Here is a 21,210-nt window from a genome sequence, read left to right on the forward strand (position 1 = left end):
TAAAATAAAAAGATAAAAAATAATATGAATAAATAAAAATTCTTTTTTAAAATCAATATTTTGTTTAAATGGACGAGCCCGGAGGGATTTGAACCCCCGACCACAGGGTCCGAAGCCCTGTATTCTATCCAAGCTAAACCACGGGCCCATATAATAGTAAAATAACGCCACATTGTTGGGCTTGTTACATATAGCGGAAATAATAGAATTAATAAATTTAAAACAATCTAAAACGGTTATTTGTAGTTTATTATATATAAATGTAACTATTATTTTTATTTTATCGCGTATACTAGCGGTTATTATACATTTCATATACTATTTTAATTTATTATAATATATATTATAATATATACTATTTTAATTTATTATGGATTGTAGTAATTTATAACAACGTTATTTATTTGAAAAATATTTATATAATATAAAATAGGTTAATATGATTAATAAACTGGAAAAATTAAAAATAAGAATTAATACATAGAGCGTGAAAATTTGCGAGAATTATTACTTATTGGGATAGGCGGTTTTTTGGGTGCAGTTTTAAGGTATGTGATAAGTGGAATAATCCCTGTAAAATTTGGAATACCTTCGGGAACTTTAACAGTTAATTTAATTGGTAGTTTAATAATGGGCTTTGTGCTTTATTCTTGCTTATTAGTCGATATTCCAGTAGAATGGAAAATTTTAATAACTACGGGATTCTGTGGCGCTTTAACTACGTTCTCAACATTTAGTTATGAAACATTTTCTTTAATGGATGAAGGTTACTTACTTAAAGCATTTTACAACGTTTTTTTAAACGTTGCTGGCTGTTTACTTATGATATATGTTGGTAGACAGATATCATATTCGATATTCAACATATCTTTATAATCTAGTCCATAACAAATAAAATAAACGTATTACTATCAAAATACTAACAAAAAATATGATTATATGATAAAATCATTAAAAATTTATAAGTATCTTAAGGGTGTTAATTTGTCAAAACCTGTTGAAATAATATTTTTAGGTGGAGGAGGCGGTAGGTGGGAAACCATCAAACAAAATAAAGGAACTGGCGGTTTCAGAATAACCACAGAACAGCTGAATGCTCATGTTGACCCAGGACCTGGAGCCTTAGTTCGCATGAATCAGTTGGATATTGACCCTTGGGACACAAACTTGTTGGTTGTCTCTCATTGCCACCCTGACCATTATACCGATTCTGAATTAATCATTGAAGCTATGACATTTGGAATGACCAAAATAGCGGGTCGGATAATAGGTAATAGCTCAGTACTATGTGGGAACGAGATATTTGAAAAAAAGATATCCAAATATCACCAAAGTAAAGTTTTAGAAAAACATATACTTAAAGTTGATAAATCCATAGATATCGATGATGTAAGCTTTATAGGAACTAAAACTAAACATGGTGACCCTTATGGAGTTGGATTTAGACTTGAAACGCCTCAAGGGATTATCGGATATACGGGAGATACAGAAAACATTTCTTCGTTAATTAAAGATTTTTCCGGCGTTAAAGTACTTATTGCAAATGTTGTAAGGGCGGATATTAAAGTACCTGGGCACATGTATTCAGAAGATATAATTTCAATACTAAATAGTATGGAACAATCAGAAAAACCTGAATTGGTAGTTATTTACCATATGGGAACTAAAATGAAGGAACCGGATAAATTTGGGGAATTAATCACTAAAAGAACAGGTATTTTAACAATTCCTGCTAAAATAGGGTTAAAATTGACAATTGATGACAATGTAAATTATGAATATTTAAAATATTAATTTTTATTTTTTATTTTTTATTTTAGTATTGATTTACTACTATTTTATTTTATTATTTTAGTTTATTATTTTAGTTTATTATTTTATTATTTTTTAATTATTTACAAAAGGATAATTTTATAAGCTATAATTTAAATAAGTAAATAGCATATTCAAACGATTATAATCAGTTATTACAAGTTACAATTATTCAAATTCAAGTGATATTATGTCAAATAACCAAAAAACCGAAATAACAATTTATTCTCCAAATCATTATACATATGGTGCAATGTTGATGGGCGGGATATTAAAAAAAGAATTTAATGATAGTAAAATTAATCTAATTAATAATTTAAGCCCAAATAGTCAAAAAATTTTATCAAAGTCAAATTTTGTAATATTCGCCCTTTATTCGACACTTCACATATTAAACAGCGAAATAAAAGAAACTATGGCGGAAATTAAAAGGAAATCACCAAATACAAAAATTTTTATCGCTGGTGCAATTTCAGCTTACCCTGAAATCATACTGAACGAAATAAATACGGTTGATGCAGTAATTATGGGTGAAGGGGAATACACTACCCCTAATTTAATTAAATATTTTAAAAATCAGACTGAAAATCACTTAAATAATTCTAATTTAGAATATTTAGAAGATTTCAAAGAAATTGGTGGTATAGCATATAAATTAGAATCCGAAGATTCAAATATAGGTAATAAAATAATAGTTCAAGCCTCAAAAAAGAATAAAGATATTGAATTGGATTTTTCAGACCTTTTAATTCCTAAAGATATTGAAAAGCAAACCATAAGGGGCGCAAACGTATATATTGAAACCCATAGGGGCTGTTTGGGCAATTGTACTTTTTGTCAAGTTCCAGAGTTTTTTGGGCGAGATATAAGAAGTAAACCTCTCGAATTAATTTTAAAAGAGGTAGAAAACCTTAAAAAACGAGGTGTGAAAAGAATCGCAATTAGTGGCGGTACGGGAAGCCTTTACAACTTTAAAAAGTCATCTAATAGAAATTTATTTATTGAGATGATAGAAAAAGTTTCTGATATAATCGGATCTAAAAATTTGTCAGTACCTGATATGAGGGTTGATTACGTTGATTCGGATATTTTAAACGCTATAAAAAATAATACTGTAGGATGGGTATTTTACGGTATAGAAAGTGGAAGCAATAAATTATTAAGTGATATGAAGAAAGGTACAAACCCTGAAAAGAATTTAAATGCCATAAAACTAGCAAAAGATTGTGGTGTAAAGGTAGGTGGCAGTTTTATTGTGGGCTACCCTACAGAGCGAGAAGTGGATTATTTAATGACCAAGGACTTTTTAGTCGATGCAGAACTTGACGATATATTTGTAAGCAGTGCTGAACCAATCCCAAAAACAAGATTGTGCAATAAAGTGATTGAAACTAAAAAAGAAGATAACCCAACCTTTAAAATACATAATGGCATATATAGAAAGTTACATTTGACAGAAAGTGAAGCTAGATGTTTTGATTTGCTATTGCACGCTGAAATGTGGCGTTCTGTTCCAAGAATTCCAAATGCTCAAATTAAGAAAATATACTTGGATGAAGCAAAAACTCAAGGAAATGATATAAGAAACGTTACAAATTTAGTATATAACTACAAAGATTTGATATACAAAGATTTTAACAATTAATTTTAATTATAATTAAATTGATAGATTTATAAATTTATATATAACTTGCAACAGACTTTAATTTAAAATTAAATAATAATATAATTAAGATAACTTAATTAAAATTCCTAAAATGGATTAAAAAGTGAAATTATGAAGTGTACAAAGTCCGATTTAAAATCAAAGTGTAATGAAAATAACGATAAAAGTGAAGTGTCAAATATTTTGGATAAAAAAATAAAAATGATATCTGAATTCATACAAGAGTACTATGAAATCACAAACGTGAAAAGTGTAGTTTTAGGACTTAGTGGGGGAATTGATAGTACTTTAGTGGCTTATTTAGCAGTAAATGCACTAGGAGCGGATAAAGTACACGGCATAATAATGCCAGAGTCTAATTCTAACCCGTTAGATAGAGAACATGGTGAATTAGTGGCTAAATTATTAGGTATTAATTACAATGTAAGCGATATTACGCCACTAATGGAAGCTTTCAGAGCAGGAGGGTATTCCAAAGATGAAGAAGGAAACTTAAAGGAATTTGATAAATTATCAGACGGTAATTTAAAGTCTAGATTTAGAATGTGCACCTTATACTATCATGCAAATAAAAATAATAGTTTAGTGCTTGGTACTAGTAATAAATCAGAAATTTATATGGGTTACGGCACTAAATTCGGTGATTTGGGCTGTGATATATTACCAATTGGTCATCTATTTAAAACCGAAGTTAGGGAGCTTGCAAAGCATATTGGTGTACCTGAAGATGTAATCACAAAAGCACCTTCTGGTGGCTTGTGGGAAGGTCAAACCGATGAAAAAGAAATGGGTATTACTTATGAAATATTAGATAAGTTATTACACGCAATGGAAATTGGTAAGGACCCAGAATATACTGCAGACCTATTAAATATTAGTTCTGAACAAATGATTAATATAATGACTAGAATTGATAGAAATAAACACAAATCATTGCCAATTCCAATGCCTAGTAAATATTTGGACTTAATTGAATAATAATCTTTTTTATTTTTTATTCTTTCATTTTTTTAATTAATTATTTATTTTTTAAACGATAGAATTATTTATGAAATTTAAAAAAATTAACGGATGATTTTATGTATATTTTAGGATATGATAAAGATATAGAAAGTTCTAGTCAAGTTTTAGAAGCTTATAATAGGCTAATTTCTGAAGACATAAATGTAAAATTGGTTGAATCCCCTCAAGAGTTTTTAAAATTGTTTAAAAAATATATTTCCAATGATTTAGACAGTGGACTAAAAATAGATGAAAATAACGAAGAAATTGAGGTTATTAGCGGTTTTGTTAGGGGTAACTTATCCTCATCCAAAATAATGCCCGAAGTAAAAAATTTAATTAAAAAAACCTTCGATGCTAAATTCTATAGGGCATCCATATTAAAAAATCCATTTATGGATAAATATTTTATATTGGCACCTGTAGGAATAGATGAGTTTAGTTTTGAATATAAAAAACGGATTGATGATAAAATAGAGTTTATCGACTACCTGGTAAATTATTTAAAAAAAGATACCCTAAAATATTCTTCAAATAACAATAACGAAGATAGTAAAATAACGATAGGATTACTTTCCGGCGGTAGATTATCGGATTTAGGTAGAGACCCTCATATAGACAATACAATATGTGAATGTAAAGAAATTGTAAATATATATAACGAAAGAAAGAATTTAGAGAAGGAGTTAAAGAAGAATTTGGAAAATGTAGATGTCATACATGATGGTATATTGATAGAAGAATACTTAAAAAAAGGTTTTGACGTTATTATAGCGCCTGATGGGATTTCTGGAAATCTAATATTTCGCTCATTAGCTTTAGTTTGTGGTTTAGAAGGTTGCGGGGCACTTTTGGTATCAAAAAAGCCCATAAATTTCATAGATACTAGTAGAAGTGGAAATTATTTGAGATATTATAATGCAGTTAAATATCTTAATAATCAAAAATAAAGGAAAAAATAATATAGGGATATTTTGCATTTATTACCACATATTTATGTAAATCGGATAATCTTTAAGTAATCCCTTTCTTTTTTTAATCATTAAAATGGCGTCACTACCATCTTCGTAGTAATTGTACAATATTTTTCTGTCGCTGTACCCTCGCTTGTAGTAAAACTTCCTGGCAACTGCATTTGTAAATCTTACCTCTAAGACGATGTGTTTAGCATTGTAAACTTTGAAGAAATGGTTTTCAATTGAGTCTAATAGTAAATTACCTATTCCTTGGTGTCTGTACTCTTTATCAACTGCAATAGAGACCACGTGTGCGTTACCCCATTCTAAAACTGTTATGATGTAACCTAAAACGTAGTTATTTTCATCTAAAGCCACCAAAAAACCGTCAGGACATTTTGAGTGTAAACTCTTTATCAAAAAATCGGGATATTCATAGTCAAACGATTGTTTTTCAATTTCAAGCACTCGATTTAAATCGCATTCTTTAAAACTTCTTAAGGTAATTTTGGATGTCATAAATTTCATTCCTGGTGTTATGATTAGTTACTAAATATTTTAATTTATCTAATTTATCTAATTTACTTAAATTATTTTATTATTTTACTATTTTATTATTTTTTAATTCATAAATTCAATATTGCAATTTCCGTGTTCAATTAACCAATTGGTTAATTCTTCTGCATATTTTAACTTTTTAATTTTTATTTCGTCAGCATTTTCAATTTTATTTTTTAGATTAGGTCTCGAATAGCTTGTAACCTTGGTTCCGAAGTCCATCCCACAAAGTATTATTTTTGAAGGTTTAAATTCATTTGCTAAAAAAATGCAACGGTCTCCATCAGTAAAACCGCCGTAATTTATGATATTTTCGAATTTTGAAACGTCTGGGACTTGAGAACTACCGATAACGTTTTTGAGCTGACTTAAATATTTTTTAACATTTTCTGTATTATCACCGTGTGCATGAACTACTATTACAGTTCCTTTTTCCGAACATTCTATAATTTCGTTCATATGACCATCTAAATCGGTAATGATTATATCGGGGCGTATATTATCCTCTAAAAGTGCTTTTGTTGCACCATCTGCAGATATTACGATATATCCTTTATTTATCTTATCTTTATTATTTATCTTATCTTTATTATTTATCTTATCTTTATTATCATTTTCTAAGTTTTTTAAATCATTAAATTTTGTAGTATGTTTATTTATAGAAGGCCCTGCTCCAAAAACGTAAATTTCCCTATTATGGATTATATCTTCTAAATTATTTATATCATATTTATTATCGTGTTTCTCCAATAAATTATTTAAAACTTGGGTTGATTCCAAATCTTTTTGTTTATCAAAACCTAAATCGTCCATAATTCTATGATACCAAGAATTCCAAGTAATTTCATCCAAATTATCCCTTTTTACGATTAATTAATAAATTATACGTCATTATAATGAATTAAAATAAATAATTTAATTAAAATATAATTATAGGATATATAAGTTATCATACATAAAAATATCCTCAATTGTCTCTATATATTATTACAGTTATATTGCTATTAGTATTATTCTAAATCTACTATTTCGCCGGCTAATCCCCGTATTACAACATTTTTATGATATTTTTTTGCCATATTTCCTATTTTTAAAAGCTCGTCGTCGGTTGCAGGTTTCATTTTCTTGTATTCTTCCGAACAAGCGTGTTCATTATCATATTGTTGTATTGCGTACAAATCTGCATCTTTTACGGTTTTTGCTATGTCTTTAATATCATCTTCAGATATCTCCTGTGGTATATACGTTGTCCTACACTCAATATATATGCCTGCGTCATTACAGTATTTTATTATTTTTAAAATATTTTCTTTTATTTGTTCCTTAAATTTATCATTAGCTTTTTTAAATTCTTCTTCTGATTTATTAGTTAATAATTCATTTTCGTAATTTGTAAATTTTAGATATTTACCAAATCCACATTTTACATCAACTGCTACGTAATCCAATAAATTTTCGTCTAGTAACTCTTTTACGGCGTTAGGATTTGTACCATTTGTATCCAACTTTGTTTTTAAGTTATTTTCCCTTGCAATATTTAAAAGCTCCTTTACACCATCTAATTGTAAGGTAGGCTCTCCACCACTTATTACAACGGCCTCCGAAAATAATCTATCCATTCCATTGAAAATTTGCTCTGCAGTCATTTCCTGCATTCGCTCTTGCATAGTATCATAATTTTGGCAGTAACCACATTTCATATTACAATCTGAAAAAAAAACTACGGAAGAAGGTACTTTTGGATAATCTAAACTTGATAAATCTACAATTGCGGAAATTCTCATAATATCACATCTTATTACTTTTTACATTATATTTTTAAATTAATTTTTAAATTAATTTTTAAATCATTAATATAATTACCTAATAAATAACAATAATCATTATATTGGGTGAAACATATGTTATTTAATGTATTTGATAATTTAACCCATATGTGATAATAATTATTATATTTTATAAATATATTCATTTAAATATGTTTATAGGTACATTATTTTATAATTACATTAAATTATAAGTTATGTTTTTATAACATTTATACCATAAGTCTATACTTATTAATTATAACTTTGATATAATTTATAGTGATAAAATAATAAATATTAAAGTAACTATTAAATTATTGATTGATAATTATTAATTACTAAATAGCAATTATTAAACTTTTGAAATTTTTAAAATATTGATAATAACTATAATTATTTTGGTGAGAAAATGAAGTATATTTTTGTAACTGGTGGTGTAGTTTCCTCCCTTGGAAAGGGGATTACCTCTTCATCAATCGGTAGATTACTAAAAGCAAGAGGTCTAAAGGTTAATATGATAAAAATAGACCCTTACTTACAAATTGATGCAGGTACTATGTCACCTTACGAACACGGGGAAGTTTATGTTACGGAAGATGGGGGAGAAACAGACCTTGATTTAGGAAATTACGAAAGATTTGTTGACCTTGATTTAATAGCCGACAATAACATAACCACGGGAAAAGTCTACTGGAGCGTACTCTCAAAAGAAAGAAGAGGAGACTACCTTGGAAAAACGGTTCAGGTAATACCCCATATTACAAATGAAATTAAAGAAAGGATTAAAGCATTGGGTACTGAAAGCGATATAACCATCGTTGAAATCGGTGGTACTGTAGGAGACATAGAGAGTTTACCATTCTTAGAAGCTATTAGGCAATTTAGAAAAGATATCGGAAAAGAAAACGTTTTATACATTCACGTTTCACTATTGCCGTACATTAGAGCTGCTGGTGAATTAAAAACAAAACCAACCCAACACAGTGTTAAAGAATTAAGAGGAATTGGTTTACAGCCTGATATTTTAGTTTGTAGAACTGAAATACCAATGGGCGAGAAAATGAGGGAAAAATTAGCTTTATTCTGTGACGTTGAAAAAGAAGCAGTTGTTGAAGCAAGAGATGCAAAAACTATATATGAAGTACCTCTTAATCTTGAAAAGGAAGGAATTGGCAAATTAATAAGCGAAAAATTAAAGTTAAACGATGTTAAACCAGAATTAAACGAATGGAGAGCTATTGTTGATAGAATTGTAAATCCAATGAATGAAGTTACCATCGGAATTGTTGGAAAATACATTCAATTGAAAGATGCTTACATGAGTATTACAGAAGCTTTGATACATGCTGGAGCCAAAAACGATGCTAAAGTAAACATTAAATGGATAAACTCTGAAGAATTAGAAAAGGAACCATCAAAAGCTTTAGAAACATTAGTTGAGGATGGAAACTTAGATGGTATATTAATACCTGGCGGATTTGGAGATAGGGGTGTAGATGGCAAAGTTAACGCAGTTAAATTTGCAAGAGAAAACAATGTACCATTCTTAGGTATTTGCTTAGGTATGCAGTGCGTTGTTATTGAATATGCGAGAAATGTTTGTGGTTTAGAATATGCTAACTCAACAGAATTCGATGAAACTACACCTTACCCAGTTATAGACTACTTGCCTGAACAGCGTGAAATTACCGAAATGGGCGGTACTATGAGATTAGGTGCTTATGAAGCGTGCTTAGCTGACGGAACACTTGCCAAGGAACTTTACGGCACAGATACAGCTTGGGAAAGACATAGACACAGATACGAAGTAAACCCTGAATTCCACGAGGCACTTATAAACAATGGTCTTGTAATCTCTGGGACTTCACCTGATGGAAAATTAGCAGAATTTGTTGAACTCAAAAATCACCCCTACTTTATAGCTACACAAGCACACCCAGAATTTAAATCAAGATTTAGTGCTTCTCACCCATTATTTTATGGATTAGTTAAAGCTGCTATGGAAAAAAAGTATAAATTATAAAATTTAATACCGCATACATCATACATAATTCATAAATATCTCTTTTTTAATTTTTTTATTGTTCGTAAGATTTAATAAAATAATTAAATAATTAAATAATTAAATAATTGAATTTTTTGTCATCTAAAAGTATATATAATAATTAAAAACTATTAGTAAAATTATGATAAAAATTTATGATAATAATGTAACATTATACAAAGTATACGAAATTAAGAATATGGCAAAATAAAATACATTAAACACATTAAATATACCTAATCATGAATTGGAGGATTAAACATGTTTAATTCAAAAATATTTATAGAGGAAACCGTTGAAGAAATAAAAAAAGCTATAAACGGAAGAAAAACCATTATCGCATTAAGTGGCGGTGTTGATAGCTCCGTAGCTTCTGTTTTAGTAAGTAAAGCAGTTGGTGAGAACTTATTAGCGGTATTTGTAGATACTGGTTTAATGAGAAAAAACGAAACTGAGGAAATCAAAAAGATTTTCCAGGATGAAATGGGCGTAAACTTAAAAATCGTTTATGCTAAAGATAGGTTTTTAGGCGAATTAGCAGGAGTCGACGACCCTGAAACAAAAAGAAAAATAATCGGTAGAGTATTCATTGAAATATTTGAAGAAGTTGCAAAAGAAAACGGTGAAGAAGTTTTAATTCAAGGAACAATTGCTCCTGACTGGATTGAAAGTGAAGGAGAAATTAAAACACACCACAATATTGCTTTACCATCAGGAATGGTTTTAGATGTTGTAGAACCTATTAGAGATTTATACAAAGACGAAGTTAGACAAGTTGCTGTAGAATTAGGTTTACCAGACGCTGTTGCATACAGACAACCATTCCCAGGACCAGGATTGGCTGTAAGAATACTCGGAGAAATTACTGAAGAAAAATTAGAAATTTGTAAGGAAGCAAACGCTATTGTAAGCGAAGAAATTGAAAAAGAAGGACTCGATAAAGAATTATGGCAATACTTTGCTGCAGTTCTTGATACAAAAGCTACAGGTGTTAAAGGAGATATTAGGGACTACAACTGGCTTGTAGCTCTTAGATTTGTTGAGTCATTAGATGCAATGACTGCGACAGCTCCAGAAATACCATTTAGCATTATTAAAAGAATTAGTAAAAGAATTACTTCAGAAATTCCAAACGTTACAAGAGTTGTACTCGATGTTACCGATAAACCTCCTGCAACCATTGAATTTGAATAAATAACCTTATTACTAATTTATTATTATATACATTACTTTACTATTTTTTAATTGTTATTTTTACTTTAATTATTATTATTATTATTATTATTATTAGTATTATTATTTTAATCCATATATTTTAATAGAAATTGATAGATATTAGATGATAGATATAATAGTTATTATTTAATTCATTATTAGGATTTACAAGTAATTTAGGTAATAGAGCGATATTATGAAATTTATAGATTGCAAAATTTTAAGGGTTTATTTAAAAGAAAGTGACAAATTTAACGGACAAAATATGACTCATACTGTTGTAAAGTTATTAAAAAGTCATGGGATATCTGGCGCCACAGTTTTCAAAGCACAATGTGGTTATGGTAGGCGTGGAGTTTCTAGATTTGATATATTAAGACTTTCTATGAATTTGCCGGTTATTGTAGAGTGTATAGATTACGAAACAACTTTTGAACAGGTTCTTCCCGAATTAACAAAAATTGTTGGAGAAAATGGGTTAATTACTATGGAAAACATTCAGGTGGTTAAGGAATGAATTTAAAAAATACGGAAAATAAAATTAAAGATAAAATTAAAGATAAAATTAAAGATAAAATTAAAGATAAAGAATTAAAAAATAATATTATAAAAACGGATATTTTGATAATTGGTGGAGGAGGTGCTGCTGCACGTGCTTGTGTTGAAGCTTCTTCAGTTAAACTCGATAAAGACTCAGATAATATATTAAATGATAGTAAAACCAATGTTGATATTACAATAGCCTCAAAGGGACTATTTGGTAAAAGTGGTTGTACAGTTATGGCAGAAGGTGGCTACAATGCTGTTTTAAATGCACAAGATAGCTATGAAAAGCACTACATGGACACAATGAAAGGTGGTGCTTATATAAATGACTCTGAACTCGTTAAAATTCTTGTAAAAAATTCACCAAAAGAATTAAAAAATTTAGAAAAATTCGGATGTTTATTTGACCGTAAAAATGAAAAAAATGAGGAAAATGAAGAATACATTAACAATAACCCATATAATAGATTTAAAAAGGCACAAAGGGCTTTTGGCGGTCAAAGTTTCAATAGAACTTGTTATGCAGGGGATAGGACAGGTCATGAAATAATGACTGGTTTAATGGAATTCATAGGCAAATTGAATAATGTAAACATTATGGAAGAAGTTATGGCCTTAAAACTTATTTTAGACGATGAAAATAAAACCTGTATTGGTGCAATCTTCTTAAATTTAATAAATGGCGAAATATTCCCAATTTACGCTAAATCTGTAATTCTTGCAACGGGCGGGGCTGGTCAAATATACCCGATTACCTCAAATCCTGTCCAAAAAGTTGGCGATGGTTACGCTATGGCTTATGAAATAGGTTTGGATTTAATAGACATGGAAATGGTACAATTTCACCCAACCGGAGTTGTAGGCAAAGGTACACTTGTAACCGAGGCAGTTCGTGGAGAAGGTGGTATATTATACAACAAGAACCATGAAAGATTTATGGAAAAATACGACCCTAAAAAAATGGAACTTTCCACTCGAGACGTTGTAGCTAAAGCAATCTATAATGAAGTAGTAAATTTAGATAATGGCTATAATGGGGGAGTTTATTTAGATGTTACGCATCTTGATTCAGAGGTTATCGAAAAGAAACTTGAAACAATGTTTAAACAATTTATGAATTTAGGTGTTGATATTAGAAAAGAACCAATGATTGTTGCACCTACTGCACACCATTTTATGGGCGGTATTGTGATAAATAAAGATTGTGAAACAACTATTGGCGGATTATTTGCTTGTGGTGAAATTGCGGGGGGTATACACGGAGCCAATAGATTAGGTGGCAATGCCCTTGCTGATACTCAAGTTTTTGGTGCTATAGCCGGTAAAAATGCTATAAAATACATTAAAAAGGATAATTTTATATCCAATGTAGAAAAAGAAGAAGATTATAAAACAATAAATTTGGAATTGAAAAAAGTCAATGACGAGATTAAATTGAAAAAAGAGTGTCAAAAGGATTATAAAAAGGACTATGAAGATGAAAAATTAAATTATTCCAAATTAATAAATGAATTAAGAAATATTATGTGGCAATATGTTTCAATTGTAAAAAATGAAAAAGGATTATACAAAGCACTTGCTGAATTAGATGTATTAATTGAAAAATCCAAAAATTTAAACGTTAAAGGTCTTTATGATATACAAAAATACTTTGAATTTAAAAATATGGTTTTAGTATCTGAATTAGTAATAAAATCTGCTTTGTATCGTAAAGAAAGTAGGGGGGCACAGTATAGGGACGATTACCCGACTACTACCGAAAACTGCGTTGGAAATGTAGTTATAAATCAAAATGGAATTAAATTTATAAAAAGGGGATAATTTGAGATTTGTACATATTGCAGATACACATTTGAGTAATAGGCAGTACGGACTCGATGAACGGGAAAAAGATATATACGACTCATTTAATCAGTGTATTGAAAAAATAATAGAGTTAGAACCGGACTTTGTTGTGCATAGCGGTGATTTATTTGATAGGTCTAATCCATCAGTTAACGCCATGCTAACCGCCATTAAAGGATTTGAAGCATTAAAAGAGAAAAAAATACCGATATATGCCATTCAGGGTAACCACGATATGCCCCGAGATGTTTCAAAAGGTAAACCATACGTAGTTTTAAAAAGAGTCTTAGGAAATGAATTTTTTAAGACTTTTGGAAAAAATAATTGTCATATACTTGAAGATATGGGCATATATGGATTTGATTACTATCCAGTCAACAAAAAATCTATTATTGATGAAAAACTCGAAAGTATCGAGAAAAAAATAAACGATATACGTAATGAAGGGGTTAAAAAGTCCGTTTTACTAATGCATCAGGGTTTTAATGGTTTTTTACCACTTGAAGAGTTATGCGAAGTTAATATAGGCGATATTCCCGAAGTGGACTATATCGCTTGTGGTCATATTCATAAAAGAAGCCTTGTGTCTTATGATGAAGATTCCAACCATAAATTTAAATCCAAAAATCCATTGCTAGCATATTCAGGCTCTATAGATTCGTTATCTGAAAAAGAATATTATGATTATGAAAAAAACGGAAAAGGCTTTTACTACGTTGATTTTGACAATTGTGACCTTGATAAAAACAATATTGAGAAAATCGATATAAAATGTAGGAAATTCGAAAAAATTGAAGTATATAATCAAATTGATTACAATACACTCGTTAATAATTTAAAAAAGTATAATCCAAAAGCTATTGCCATTGGAGAAGTTTGTGAAGAACTTTACGAACCATTAAAAGCTAAATTAAACGAATATACATTATACTATCGACTCGTTAGAAAATCTGACTATGAAGTGGATATATCAGATATAAACGAAACAAACATTCAAAAGGTTTTTGAGGATTATGTTTATTCAAAAGGTTTAGATGTTAATTTTGTCGATAATATAAACCATAAAATGAATTCAGCAGAAGAAAATTATATGGAATATGTAGAAGACTATTATACGGCTAATTTCAAAAATAGTGTTATTGAAAAATTTATTGAAGAAAATGCTAGTGAAAACGCCAAAGCAGATAATAATGAATCTATTGAAGAGTGTAACCTAAAAACGACTCAAATGAAACTAGGTAATAAAAATTAAAATTAAAATTAAAGGGATATTATGGATAAAACCGAAAATAGTCAAAATATTCAAAATTACTCCGATAATCAGGATATTAAAAAAAAAGAATTAAAAAAATATTCAATATTATTGGATACAAATTTTTTAATATATTCATTTAAGCAGGGTATAAATATAACTTATGAATTAGAGCGTGTAATACCTGTTAATGGAGAAATAATAATTTTAAAATGTGTTATTGATGAATTGAACAAACTTAAAAAAGAATTGAAAGGAAAAGAGAAATTAGCAATTAATTTGGCTCTAAAGTTGGTTAGCAGATATAAAATTGTAGATTATTATGAGGGAAAATACGCCGATGAAATGATAGTTAACTATATTAAGAACCATGAAAACTGTATTGTTGGAACAAACGATAAAATTTTGAAAAAATCGATTATGGACTTGGGAGTTCCAATTATATTGATAAAACAGCAAAAATATTATGAATTACAAGGTTATTTATAAACTTTAAATTAAATTTAAATGTAAAATCTATTTATAATAGTATATATCAAATACATTTTGTATATATAACATATTTGTATATACTGCATAATTAATATTTAATTTGCTTCGGAAATTGTTATTTTAGAGTCATCTCCTTTTTTAGTAAGTCTTATTACTTCGTTTGCAATTTCTTCCATTTCGTGATGGTGTGTGATTATAACAATCTGATTTATCTTTTTTATGCTTGAAAAGATTGTTAGCAAATTTCTCCTCCTATCCTCATCTAAGTAAGCAGTAGGCTCATCTAGGATAATACATTCCATATTATCACATATTGCATTTGCAATGCCTAATCTAAGCGCTAAAGCCACGGCAACTTGTTCTCCACCGCTCATATTACTTACAGGTATTTCATCAACTATTAAATCACAATCTGGTGTTATTTGAATATGGGAATAGGGCATACCAAACTCTGAAAATATTGCATTTGCATGTTTTTGTATTAAAGGAATATACATTTCTCTAATATGTTTTTGAACGCCATCTCTAGAAAATACCTTCCTAACTTTAGTTAAATAGTTTTTAAAGTATTTTAATTTGTTTAATTCGTCTTTCTTTTGATTGTTATCTTCTAATTTTTGTTTAAAGTGTTTATTCTCATTTTCCAAGTTGACAATTTCTGAGTGGATTTTTTGGATTTCTAAATTAATATCATATATTTGCTGTTTTAGTGCTTCATTTTTACCCCTAAAAAGTTCGTGCTCTTCTTTCGAATAATTTAAAGCATTTATTTTGGAAATTATTTCGTTATTTTTAGTTTCTATCTTTCTTATAGATTCATTTGTTAAATTTAGCAATTTATTGATTAATTCTTCAAATTTAGCTATTTTCACATCTATTTCGTTGTTGTTATTTAATAATTGTTCTAAATCAGAATTTTCAAAATATTCATAGTACTTTGAATTTTTTGAACCATAGTTTGAAATATATGTATTAATTACTGCTTCAGAATTCTTATAAAGCTCATAATCAGGATTATATATTTTTAATTCTAATTCTAAACTATTTTTATCACTTAAATTATTTTCATATTCATAATATTTGGTTTTCAAATCTTTTGAAGCTATTTCTTTTAATATATCCGTAATATCGCACAATAGTTTATTTAATCCTTGTAAATATTTCATTTTATCCTTTAAAGTATCTAATGAATTCCCTAACTCAACTTTAAAACTTTTTAAGGTATTCGTATTAATTAACTCACTATCTAATGTAAAATTTATCAAAGAAAGTTTATTTGATTTCTCTAGTATTTCCAAAAATTTTTGGATTATTTCGTTCTTTTTATCATCTAATTCGCTTGTTTTGGCATTACCCATATTGTTATTTTTCAAATAATTTTCTGCATAAACGTATTTGGTATATCCATCTTTTATATACTGTTGTTTACTAGTTAATTCAGCTTTTAAAGCTTTTAAATCATCTAATTTGCCATTTAATCTATTTTCATTTTGTAAATTTTGTAAATTATTAATTTTTTCATCCAGTTCTAATTTTAAATTAATTTCTGACTCTTTTTTAGAATTTAATAACACCAATTGAGTTTTTAAATTATTTAATTCGTTTAATATAACCGTTGCTACTTTTAAGTCGTTTGAAATGTTTCCGATGTTGTTGATACACTTATCCAGTGCTTCTTTGTAATCTTCAATTAATTTGTCATTGTTTGAGATAATTTCGTTCTTTTTTTCGTCAGATAATTCAGTTCTGCAAGTAGGGCATACTTTTTTATCAGAAATACTTTTTAATTCATTGTTTGAGGTTATTAATTCATTTATTTTAGTTTCGAGATTTATTTTGTTAGATTTTAAGCTATTTAACTTTTCATTATTTAGTTTTATATCTTGCTCAACGTTTTCTAGGTTAGTTAATTTTTTTTCAATCTCTTTAATCTTTATTGTTTGTTTAGCATGCTCTTTTAACGTATTCTCTAAATTTTTAATTTCTTTTTGGATATCTGAGATACGTCCAGATAAAATTGTTGAAACATTTATTTTTTCGTTTAAATCATCTAATTTATTAGATAATTGTTCATACTGTATATAATACCCTTTATTTTCTTCCATATTTGATTTTTGAGTAGCTATTGCATCCAATTCAGTTATAATAACTTCTAAATCATTTGATATTATATCCAATGATTTATCAAAATTTTTAATAGATTTGGTATTTTTTGCAATTTCGCCCATTTTGTTAATGTTTTCTGCAATTAAAATTTCATTGCTTGATATATTTAATAATTCAGTGCTTTTTTGAACGTCAATTATAGTATTGTCCTTTTTAACAATATTATCACACCTATAGTCGCCATAAGATTTAATGAGGTATGATAAATTGGATTTTAATTCTTTATATTTATTATAAAATTCTTTATTATCTTTATTATACAGTTTTTCATTTACTAAATCCATTTTTTGCATTAAAACCATACATTTTTTGTAATTTTCCTTTTTTTCAAATATTTTAGTTTTATTATCAATTAATATGCTCTTATCGTCTGATAAATTAGATATATTATTATTCAATTTATCGATTTTTCCATTATTTGTTAGCAGATTTAAATTATATTCTTCATTTTTTTCACTATTTGCTTTTAAAATATCTAATTTATCTAAAACGTCTTTTTCGTTGGATTTGAGATTTTTTAAATTATTTGCGTTTTCAGATTTTAAATTATTATAATTTTGAATTAATTCGTTATTTTTTGAAATAGATTCGTAAATAACTTCTTCATCGGTTAGATTGTTAGTTAAGACCTTTATTTTTTCATCGTACCTATTTATTATCTCTTTCATTTTTTCGTGGGCTTTTGCATATTTTTCCACGCCCAAAATTTTATCTATGGTATCTTTCCTAGTCTTAGGAGCCAAATTAACTAAATTTACGATATCTCCTTGCTTAATGTATATTGCATTTGCAAAAACATTGTTATCCATCTCTAAAATCTCTTGAACCTTGGCGTTAACATTAGAATTGTTATCTGCTAGTATATTATCGTTTAAATTGTCTTTTAAAAACAATATATTTTCAGATTTGGTTGATTTTCGATTCCTTTGGCGTATAACGGTGTAAGTTTTCCCCCTAACTTCAAAAGTAAATGAAATTCTAAAGCTATCAGCTTCATTTTTTATCATATTTTGCAAACTGTAGTCTTTACCCGAAGGGGCGAATAATGCATAGTTGATTGCTTGAAAAATGGATGATTTACCACTGCCATTTTTTCCTACAATTGTGGTGATACCTTCTTTAAATTCAATTTTGCTATTCCTGTGGCTTCTAAAATTTTGAAGCTCTAAACTCTTTAATATCATAATTTGCCCCATTATTATGTCCTAAAATTAAAATAGTCTAATTTAAATTAGATTTATAAAATATATTAAATGTGCTTATTATTCTATATACTTTTATATAATTTTATATAATTTTATATAATTTTATATAATTCCCAGTAATTTCATGTGATTTATCGCTTTGGAACATTTTAATTTCCATTCATTGTATTATACTTTATATACAAAAAACAATAAAAACATATTTAGTATAAATTATTGAAAAATATGATTTATACATTTTCATCTGACATTTATTTAATTTATTATCTCATCACGTTATTATAAAGTTTATGAAATTAATCGGAAAATGAAATAAAATGAATTAGACTAAAATAAAATAAAGTAAAATGAAATATAAAATAGGATATATAGTATATAATATAGAGTCTATTTGAAAATTTAAACGAATAAAACAAGAAACAGCATATAAGTTAAAAATATTGGTAAAATAATACCCAATTATTTAATAACTCGTAAAATATGATTAAAAAATTGAAATACCTCAAATACGGTGTAAATAAATATTGTGGAAGACGAAATAAAAAAGAATATGTATGGGTTAACTTAATATTAGTATATATTAATATTCAAATATAACAATATATAAATTATAAGATAACTATATGCAAATATATAGTAAATTAAAGTAACTATAACGTAAGTATATTAACAGTTTAAAGCAAAATTTATCAAAAATATCAAAATTATCAAGAGGATTATTATGGATTTAGGTACAAGCAAATATATAATATATGCAGAATTATTGGCTGACGGGTACGTTGAAAAACACGACGTTATCGGTGCAATATTTGGTCAGACGGAAGGTCTTTTAAGTAACGAATTAGATTTAAGGGACTTACAAAAAAGTGGAAGAATCGGTCGTATCGATGTAGAACTTGAGAACATGGGCGGAAAGTCTCTTGCAAAGATTACGTTACCATCGAGTTTAGATAAGGTCGAAACGTCGATATTGGCCGCCACACTTGAGACTATAGATAGGGTAGGCCCTTGTTTAGCCACGGTTAATATAAAAAACGTTGAAGATATTAGGATATCTAAAAGACATTATATAACCGAACGTGCTCAAAATATCCTTAAGAAATTAATGGATGAAATGGTCGATTCTTACGAAATAACAGATGAAATAAAAGAATCCTTAAGAGTACAGGAAATTATGGAATATGGTGAAGAAAACTTACCTTGTGGACCTAATGTAGTGCATTCTGATGCAGTAATCGTGGTTGAAGGTAGGGCAGACGTTTTAAATTTATTGAGATGCGGAATCAAGAATGCAGTAGCTGTCGAAGGTACGTCTGTTCCAAAATCAATTATCGAATTAACCAAAAGAAAAACTACTACGATATTTACGGATGGAGATAGGGGCGGAGAGCTAATATTAAAAGAATTGTTACAAACTTGTGATGTGGATTATGTTGCAAGAGCTCCATATGGTAAGGAAGTTGAAGAAACCTCTAAAAAAGAAATATTAAAATGTTTAAGGTCTAAAATACCAATAGAACAATATAATATAAATATGGAAGAAGGTAAGACTGATAAATACGAAAAATCTGAAAAAACGTATAAAACCAGTAATAACAATGGAAACGGTAATGGGATTAATAGTAGAGAAAATAAAAAAATAGAAGAATTCATACCTCAAGGTTCAAAAGATAAAGATAAAAGTAAAGATAAAGAAGGTTTTGGCTACCATAAATATAAAAAAGAGCTAAATTCTAATTTAGAGCATATTAAAGAAAATTTTGGGAAATCTCAAATATTGGATGAAAAATCTGAAAAATCTGAAAAGGCACATCCTGTAAAAGATTACTTAAAAGGAGAAGGAATAATTGATGTTGACAAATTAAATGAAGAGTCAAAAATAAGTGAAAGTAGTAAAAAAAGCGAAGACACTATATTAGGTAAGACCTCAAAAAGTGCAGGTATGAATGTCGAAGTAAAAACTGAAAACTTAAGAAATAAGGAAAAAGATAGTTCCAAAACCGAAGTTTCAAAAAAGAAGATAATAGAAATGGAAAATAAAAAATCTGGAAAAACAATTGAAGCTCGCGTACAAAAAAATGATGAAAAAGATAAAAAAATAAAAGCAGATGAACCTTTAACAGATTCTAAAATATCTACGGAATTTAAAGCTAAAGAATTGGAAAAACGTAAAACCAAAGCATCTAAGGAATACAAGGAATCTAAAGAAAAAGAAGATAAATTTGGACGCAATATTGGAAATATTATAAGTAACGATTCAAAAAATAAAGAATTAGTTGATAAAATAGAAATAGAATCTACTATAGAAGTAACGCCATTAATCGACATTAACGACATAAACAGTGTAAAATCCATTGTGGATAAAATTCAAGGAACTGGAATGGTTAGTATAATACATGACGGCGTAGAAAAGCTTATAAATATGGAAGAATTAGTAGATAATCCAGAAATTAAAGACAATGACATTATAATTTTAGATTATCCTATAAATCAACAAATTGTTGATAAATTATATAACAAAACCAAATTAATTATCGGTAAAAACGTTAATGTGTCAAAAAGACCGTCAGAACTTAGATTACTTTCATTCAATGAATTAAAAGCATAAAATAACTAATAAAATAAATAAAAATAGAATATCTA

15 protein-coding genes, 1 tRNA gene and 1 pseudogene are annotated in these 21,210 nt (G+C 28.1%); 12 read left to right on the top strand and 5 right to left on the bottom strand.

The window, feature by feature from the left end; all coding sequences use genetic code 11:
* Window positions 1–73 precede the first annotated feature (73 nt).
* Window positions 74–148 (bottom strand) — tRNA-Arg (locus M2325_RS05165).
* 347 nt (window positions 149–495) lie between these two features.
* Between M2325_RS05165 and crcB the strand changes: the two genes are divergently transcribed.
* The 5 genes from crcB (at window position 496) to mtxX (ending at window position 5,430) form a co-directional block, all read left to right on the top strand.
* Window positions 496–876: a fluoride efflux transporter CrcB gene (gene crcB, locus M2325_RS05170; RefSeq protein WP_209591035.1), complete on the top strand. Its 381-nt coding sequence runs from the start codon at window positions 496–498 to the stop codon at window positions 874–876.
* Between the two features lie 108 nt (window positions 877–984).
* On the top strand, window positions 985–1,794 hold the full coding sequence (locus M2325_RS05175; RefSeq protein WP_245314135.1) for an MBL fold metallo-hydrolase: 810 nt from the start codon (window positions 985–987) through the stop codon (window positions 1,792–1,794).
* A gap of 208 nt (window positions 1,795–2,002) precedes the next feature.
* Complete coding sequence (locus tag M2325_RS05180) at window positions 2,003–3,457, top strand: methyl-coenzyme M reductase glutamine C-methyltransferase (RefSeq protein WP_259051749.1); 1,455 nt, start codon at window positions 2,003–2,005, stop codon at window positions 3,455–3,457.
* Between the two features lie 222 nt (window positions 3,458–3,679).
* Complete coding sequence (locus M2325_RS05185) at window positions 3,680–4,456, top strand: NAD+ synthase (protein ID WP_374759687.1); 777 nt, start codon at window positions 3,680–3,682, stop codon at window positions 4,454–4,456.
* Window positions 4,457–4,557: 101 nt separating this feature from the next.
* A complete protein-coding gene (mtxX, locus tag M2325_RS05190; RefSeq protein WP_259051752.1) occupies window positions 4,558–5,430 on the top strand; it encodes a methanogenesis marker protein Mmp4/MtxX in 873 nt (290 codons plus the stop codon).
* 33 nt (window positions 5,431–5,463) lie between these two features.
* Here the strand turns inward: mtxX and rimI are convergent, their stop codons facing one another.
* The 3 genes from rimI to M2325_RS05205 all read right to left on the bottom strand — a co-directional run bounded on the left by rimI (window position 5,464) and on the right by M2325_RS05205 (window position 7,778).
* Window positions 5,464–5,955 (bottom strand): ribosomal protein S18-alanine N-acetyltransferase, encoded by a 492-nt coding sequence (gene rimI / locus M2325_RS05195; protein WP_209591040.1) that lies wholly within the window; start codon window positions 5,953–5,955, stop codon window positions 5,464–5,466.
* Between the two features lie 102 nt (window positions 5,956–6,057).
* Window positions 6,058–6,846: a 6-hydroxymethylpterin diphosphokinase MptE-like protein gene (locus M2325_RS05200; protein ID WP_209631732.1), complete on the bottom strand. Its 789-nt coding sequence runs from the start codon at window positions 6,844–6,846 to the stop codon at window positions 6,058–6,060.
* 158 nt (window positions 6,847–7,004) lie between these two features.
* A complete protein-coding gene (locus M2325_RS05205) occupies window positions 7,005–7,778 on the bottom strand; it encodes an anaerobic ribonucleoside-triphosphate reductase activating protein (protein ID WP_259051774.1) in 774 nt (257 codons plus the stop codon).
* A gap of 433 nt (window positions 7,779–8,211) precedes the next feature.
* Here M2325_RS05205 and pyrG point away from each other — a divergent pair, with 433 nt between their 5' ends.
* From pyrG to M2325_RS05235, 6 genes are all read left to right on the top strand, one after another.
* Window positions 8,212–9,825 carry a glutamine hydrolyzing CTP synthase gene (gene pyrG / locus M2325_RS05210; protein WP_209591043.1) on the top strand — a complete coding sequence of 538 codons (1,614 nt, stop codon included), beginning with the start codon at window positions 8,212–8,214 and terminating at the stop codon, window positions 9,823–9,825.
* Between the two features lie 282 nt (window positions 9,826–10,107).
* On the top strand, window positions 10,108–11,040 hold the full coding sequence (gene guaA / locus M2325_RS05215) for a glutamine-hydrolyzing GMP synthase (RefSeq protein ID WP_209591044.1): 933 nt from the start codon (window positions 10,108–10,110) through the stop codon (window positions 11,038–11,040).
* A 217-nt stretch (window positions 11,041–11,257) separates the two neighbouring features.
* Window positions 11,258–11,578, top strand: coding sequence for a DUF190 domain-containing protein (locus tag M2325_RS05220; RefSeq protein WP_209631731.1), 321 nt, complete (start codon window positions 11,258–11,260; stop codon window positions 11,576–11,578).
* 89 nt (window positions 11,579–11,667) lie between these two features.
* Window positions 11,668–13,428, top strand: coding sequence for a fumarate reductase (CoM/CoB) subunit TfrA (tfrA, locus tag M2325_RS05225; RefSeq protein ID WP_209631797.1), 1,761 nt, complete (start codon window positions 11,668–11,670; stop codon window positions 13,426–13,428).
* Window position 13,429: 1 nt separating this feature from the next.
* Window positions 13,430–14,704: a metallophosphoesterase family protein gene (locus tag M2325_RS05230; protein WP_259051776.1), complete on the top strand. Its 1,275-nt coding sequence runs from the start codon at window positions 13,430–13,432 to the stop codon at window positions 14,702–14,704.
* A 21-nt stretch (window positions 14,705–14,725) separates the two neighbouring features.
* On the top strand, window positions 14,726–15,193 hold the full coding sequence (locus tag M2325_RS05235) for a type II toxin-antitoxin system VapC family toxin (protein ID WP_259051777.1): 468 nt from the start codon (window positions 14,726–14,728) through the stop codon (window positions 15,191–15,193).
* A gap of 98 nt (window positions 15,194–15,291) precedes the next feature.
* Here the strand turns inward: M2325_RS05235 and M2325_RS05240 are convergent, their stop codons facing one another.
* Window positions 15,292–18,546 (bottom strand): AAA family ATPase, encoded by a 3,255-nt coding sequence (locus tag M2325_RS05240; protein WP_259051779.1) that lies wholly within the window; start codon window positions 18,544–18,546, stop codon window positions 15,292–15,294.
* Between the two features lie 742 nt (window positions 18,547–19,288).
* On the opposite strand from M2325_RS05240, the pseudogene dnaG reads away from it, so the two are divergent.
* Window positions 19,289–20,401: pseudogene (gene dnaG, locus M2325_RS08275) on the top strand (DNA primase DnaG); the annotation flags it as partial.
* Between the last annotated feature and the right edge of the window lie 809 nt (window positions 20,402–21,210).

It is taken from the genome of Methanococcus voltae PS (genome assembly GCF_024807035.1).
Lineage (GTDB): Archaea > AGJL01 > Methanococci > Methanococcales > Methanococcaceae > Methanococcus > Methanococcus voltae.

Excerpts from the sequence above, each read along its gene's own strand:
- M2325_RS05180 (WP_259051749.1), top strand. The coding sequence starts at position 2,003 with ATGTCAAATAACCAAAAAACCGAAATAACAATTTATTCTCCAAATCAT.
- M2325_RS05185 (WP_374759687.1), top strand. The coding sequence starts at position 3,680 with ATGATATCTGAATTCATACAAGAGTACTATGAAATCACAAACGTGAAA.
- mtxX (WP_259051752.1), top strand. The coding sequence starts at position 4,558 with ATGTATATTTTAGGATATGATAAAGATATAGAAAGTTCTAGTCAAGTT.
- rimI (WP_209591040.1), bottom strand. The coding sequence starts at position 5,955 with ATGACATCCAAAATTACCTTAAGAAGTTTTAAAGAATGCGATTTAAAT.
- M2325_RS05205 (WP_259051774.1), bottom strand. The coding sequence starts at position 7,778 with ATGAGAATTTCCGCAATTGTAGATTTATCAAGTTTAGATTATCCAAAA.
- pyrG (WP_209591043.1), top strand. The coding sequence starts at position 8,212 with ATGAAGTATATTTTTGTAACTGGTGGTGTAGTTTCCTCCCTTGGAAAG.
- guaA (WP_209591044.1), top strand. The coding sequence starts at position 10,108 with ATGTTTAATTCAAAAATATTTATAGAGGAAACCGTTGAAGAAATAAAA.
- M2325_RS05220 (WP_209631731.1), top strand. The coding sequence starts at position 11,258 with ATGAAATTTATAGATTGCAAAATTTTAAGGGTTTATTTAAAAGAAAGT.
- M2325_RS05235 (WP_259051777.1), top strand. The coding sequence starts at position 14,726 with ATGGATAAAACCGAAAATAGTCAAAATATTCAAAATTACTCCGATAAT.
- M2325_RS05240 (WP_259051779.1), bottom strand. The coding sequence starts at position 18,546 with ATGATATTAAAGAGTTTAGAGCTTCAAAATTTTAGAAGCCACAGGAAT.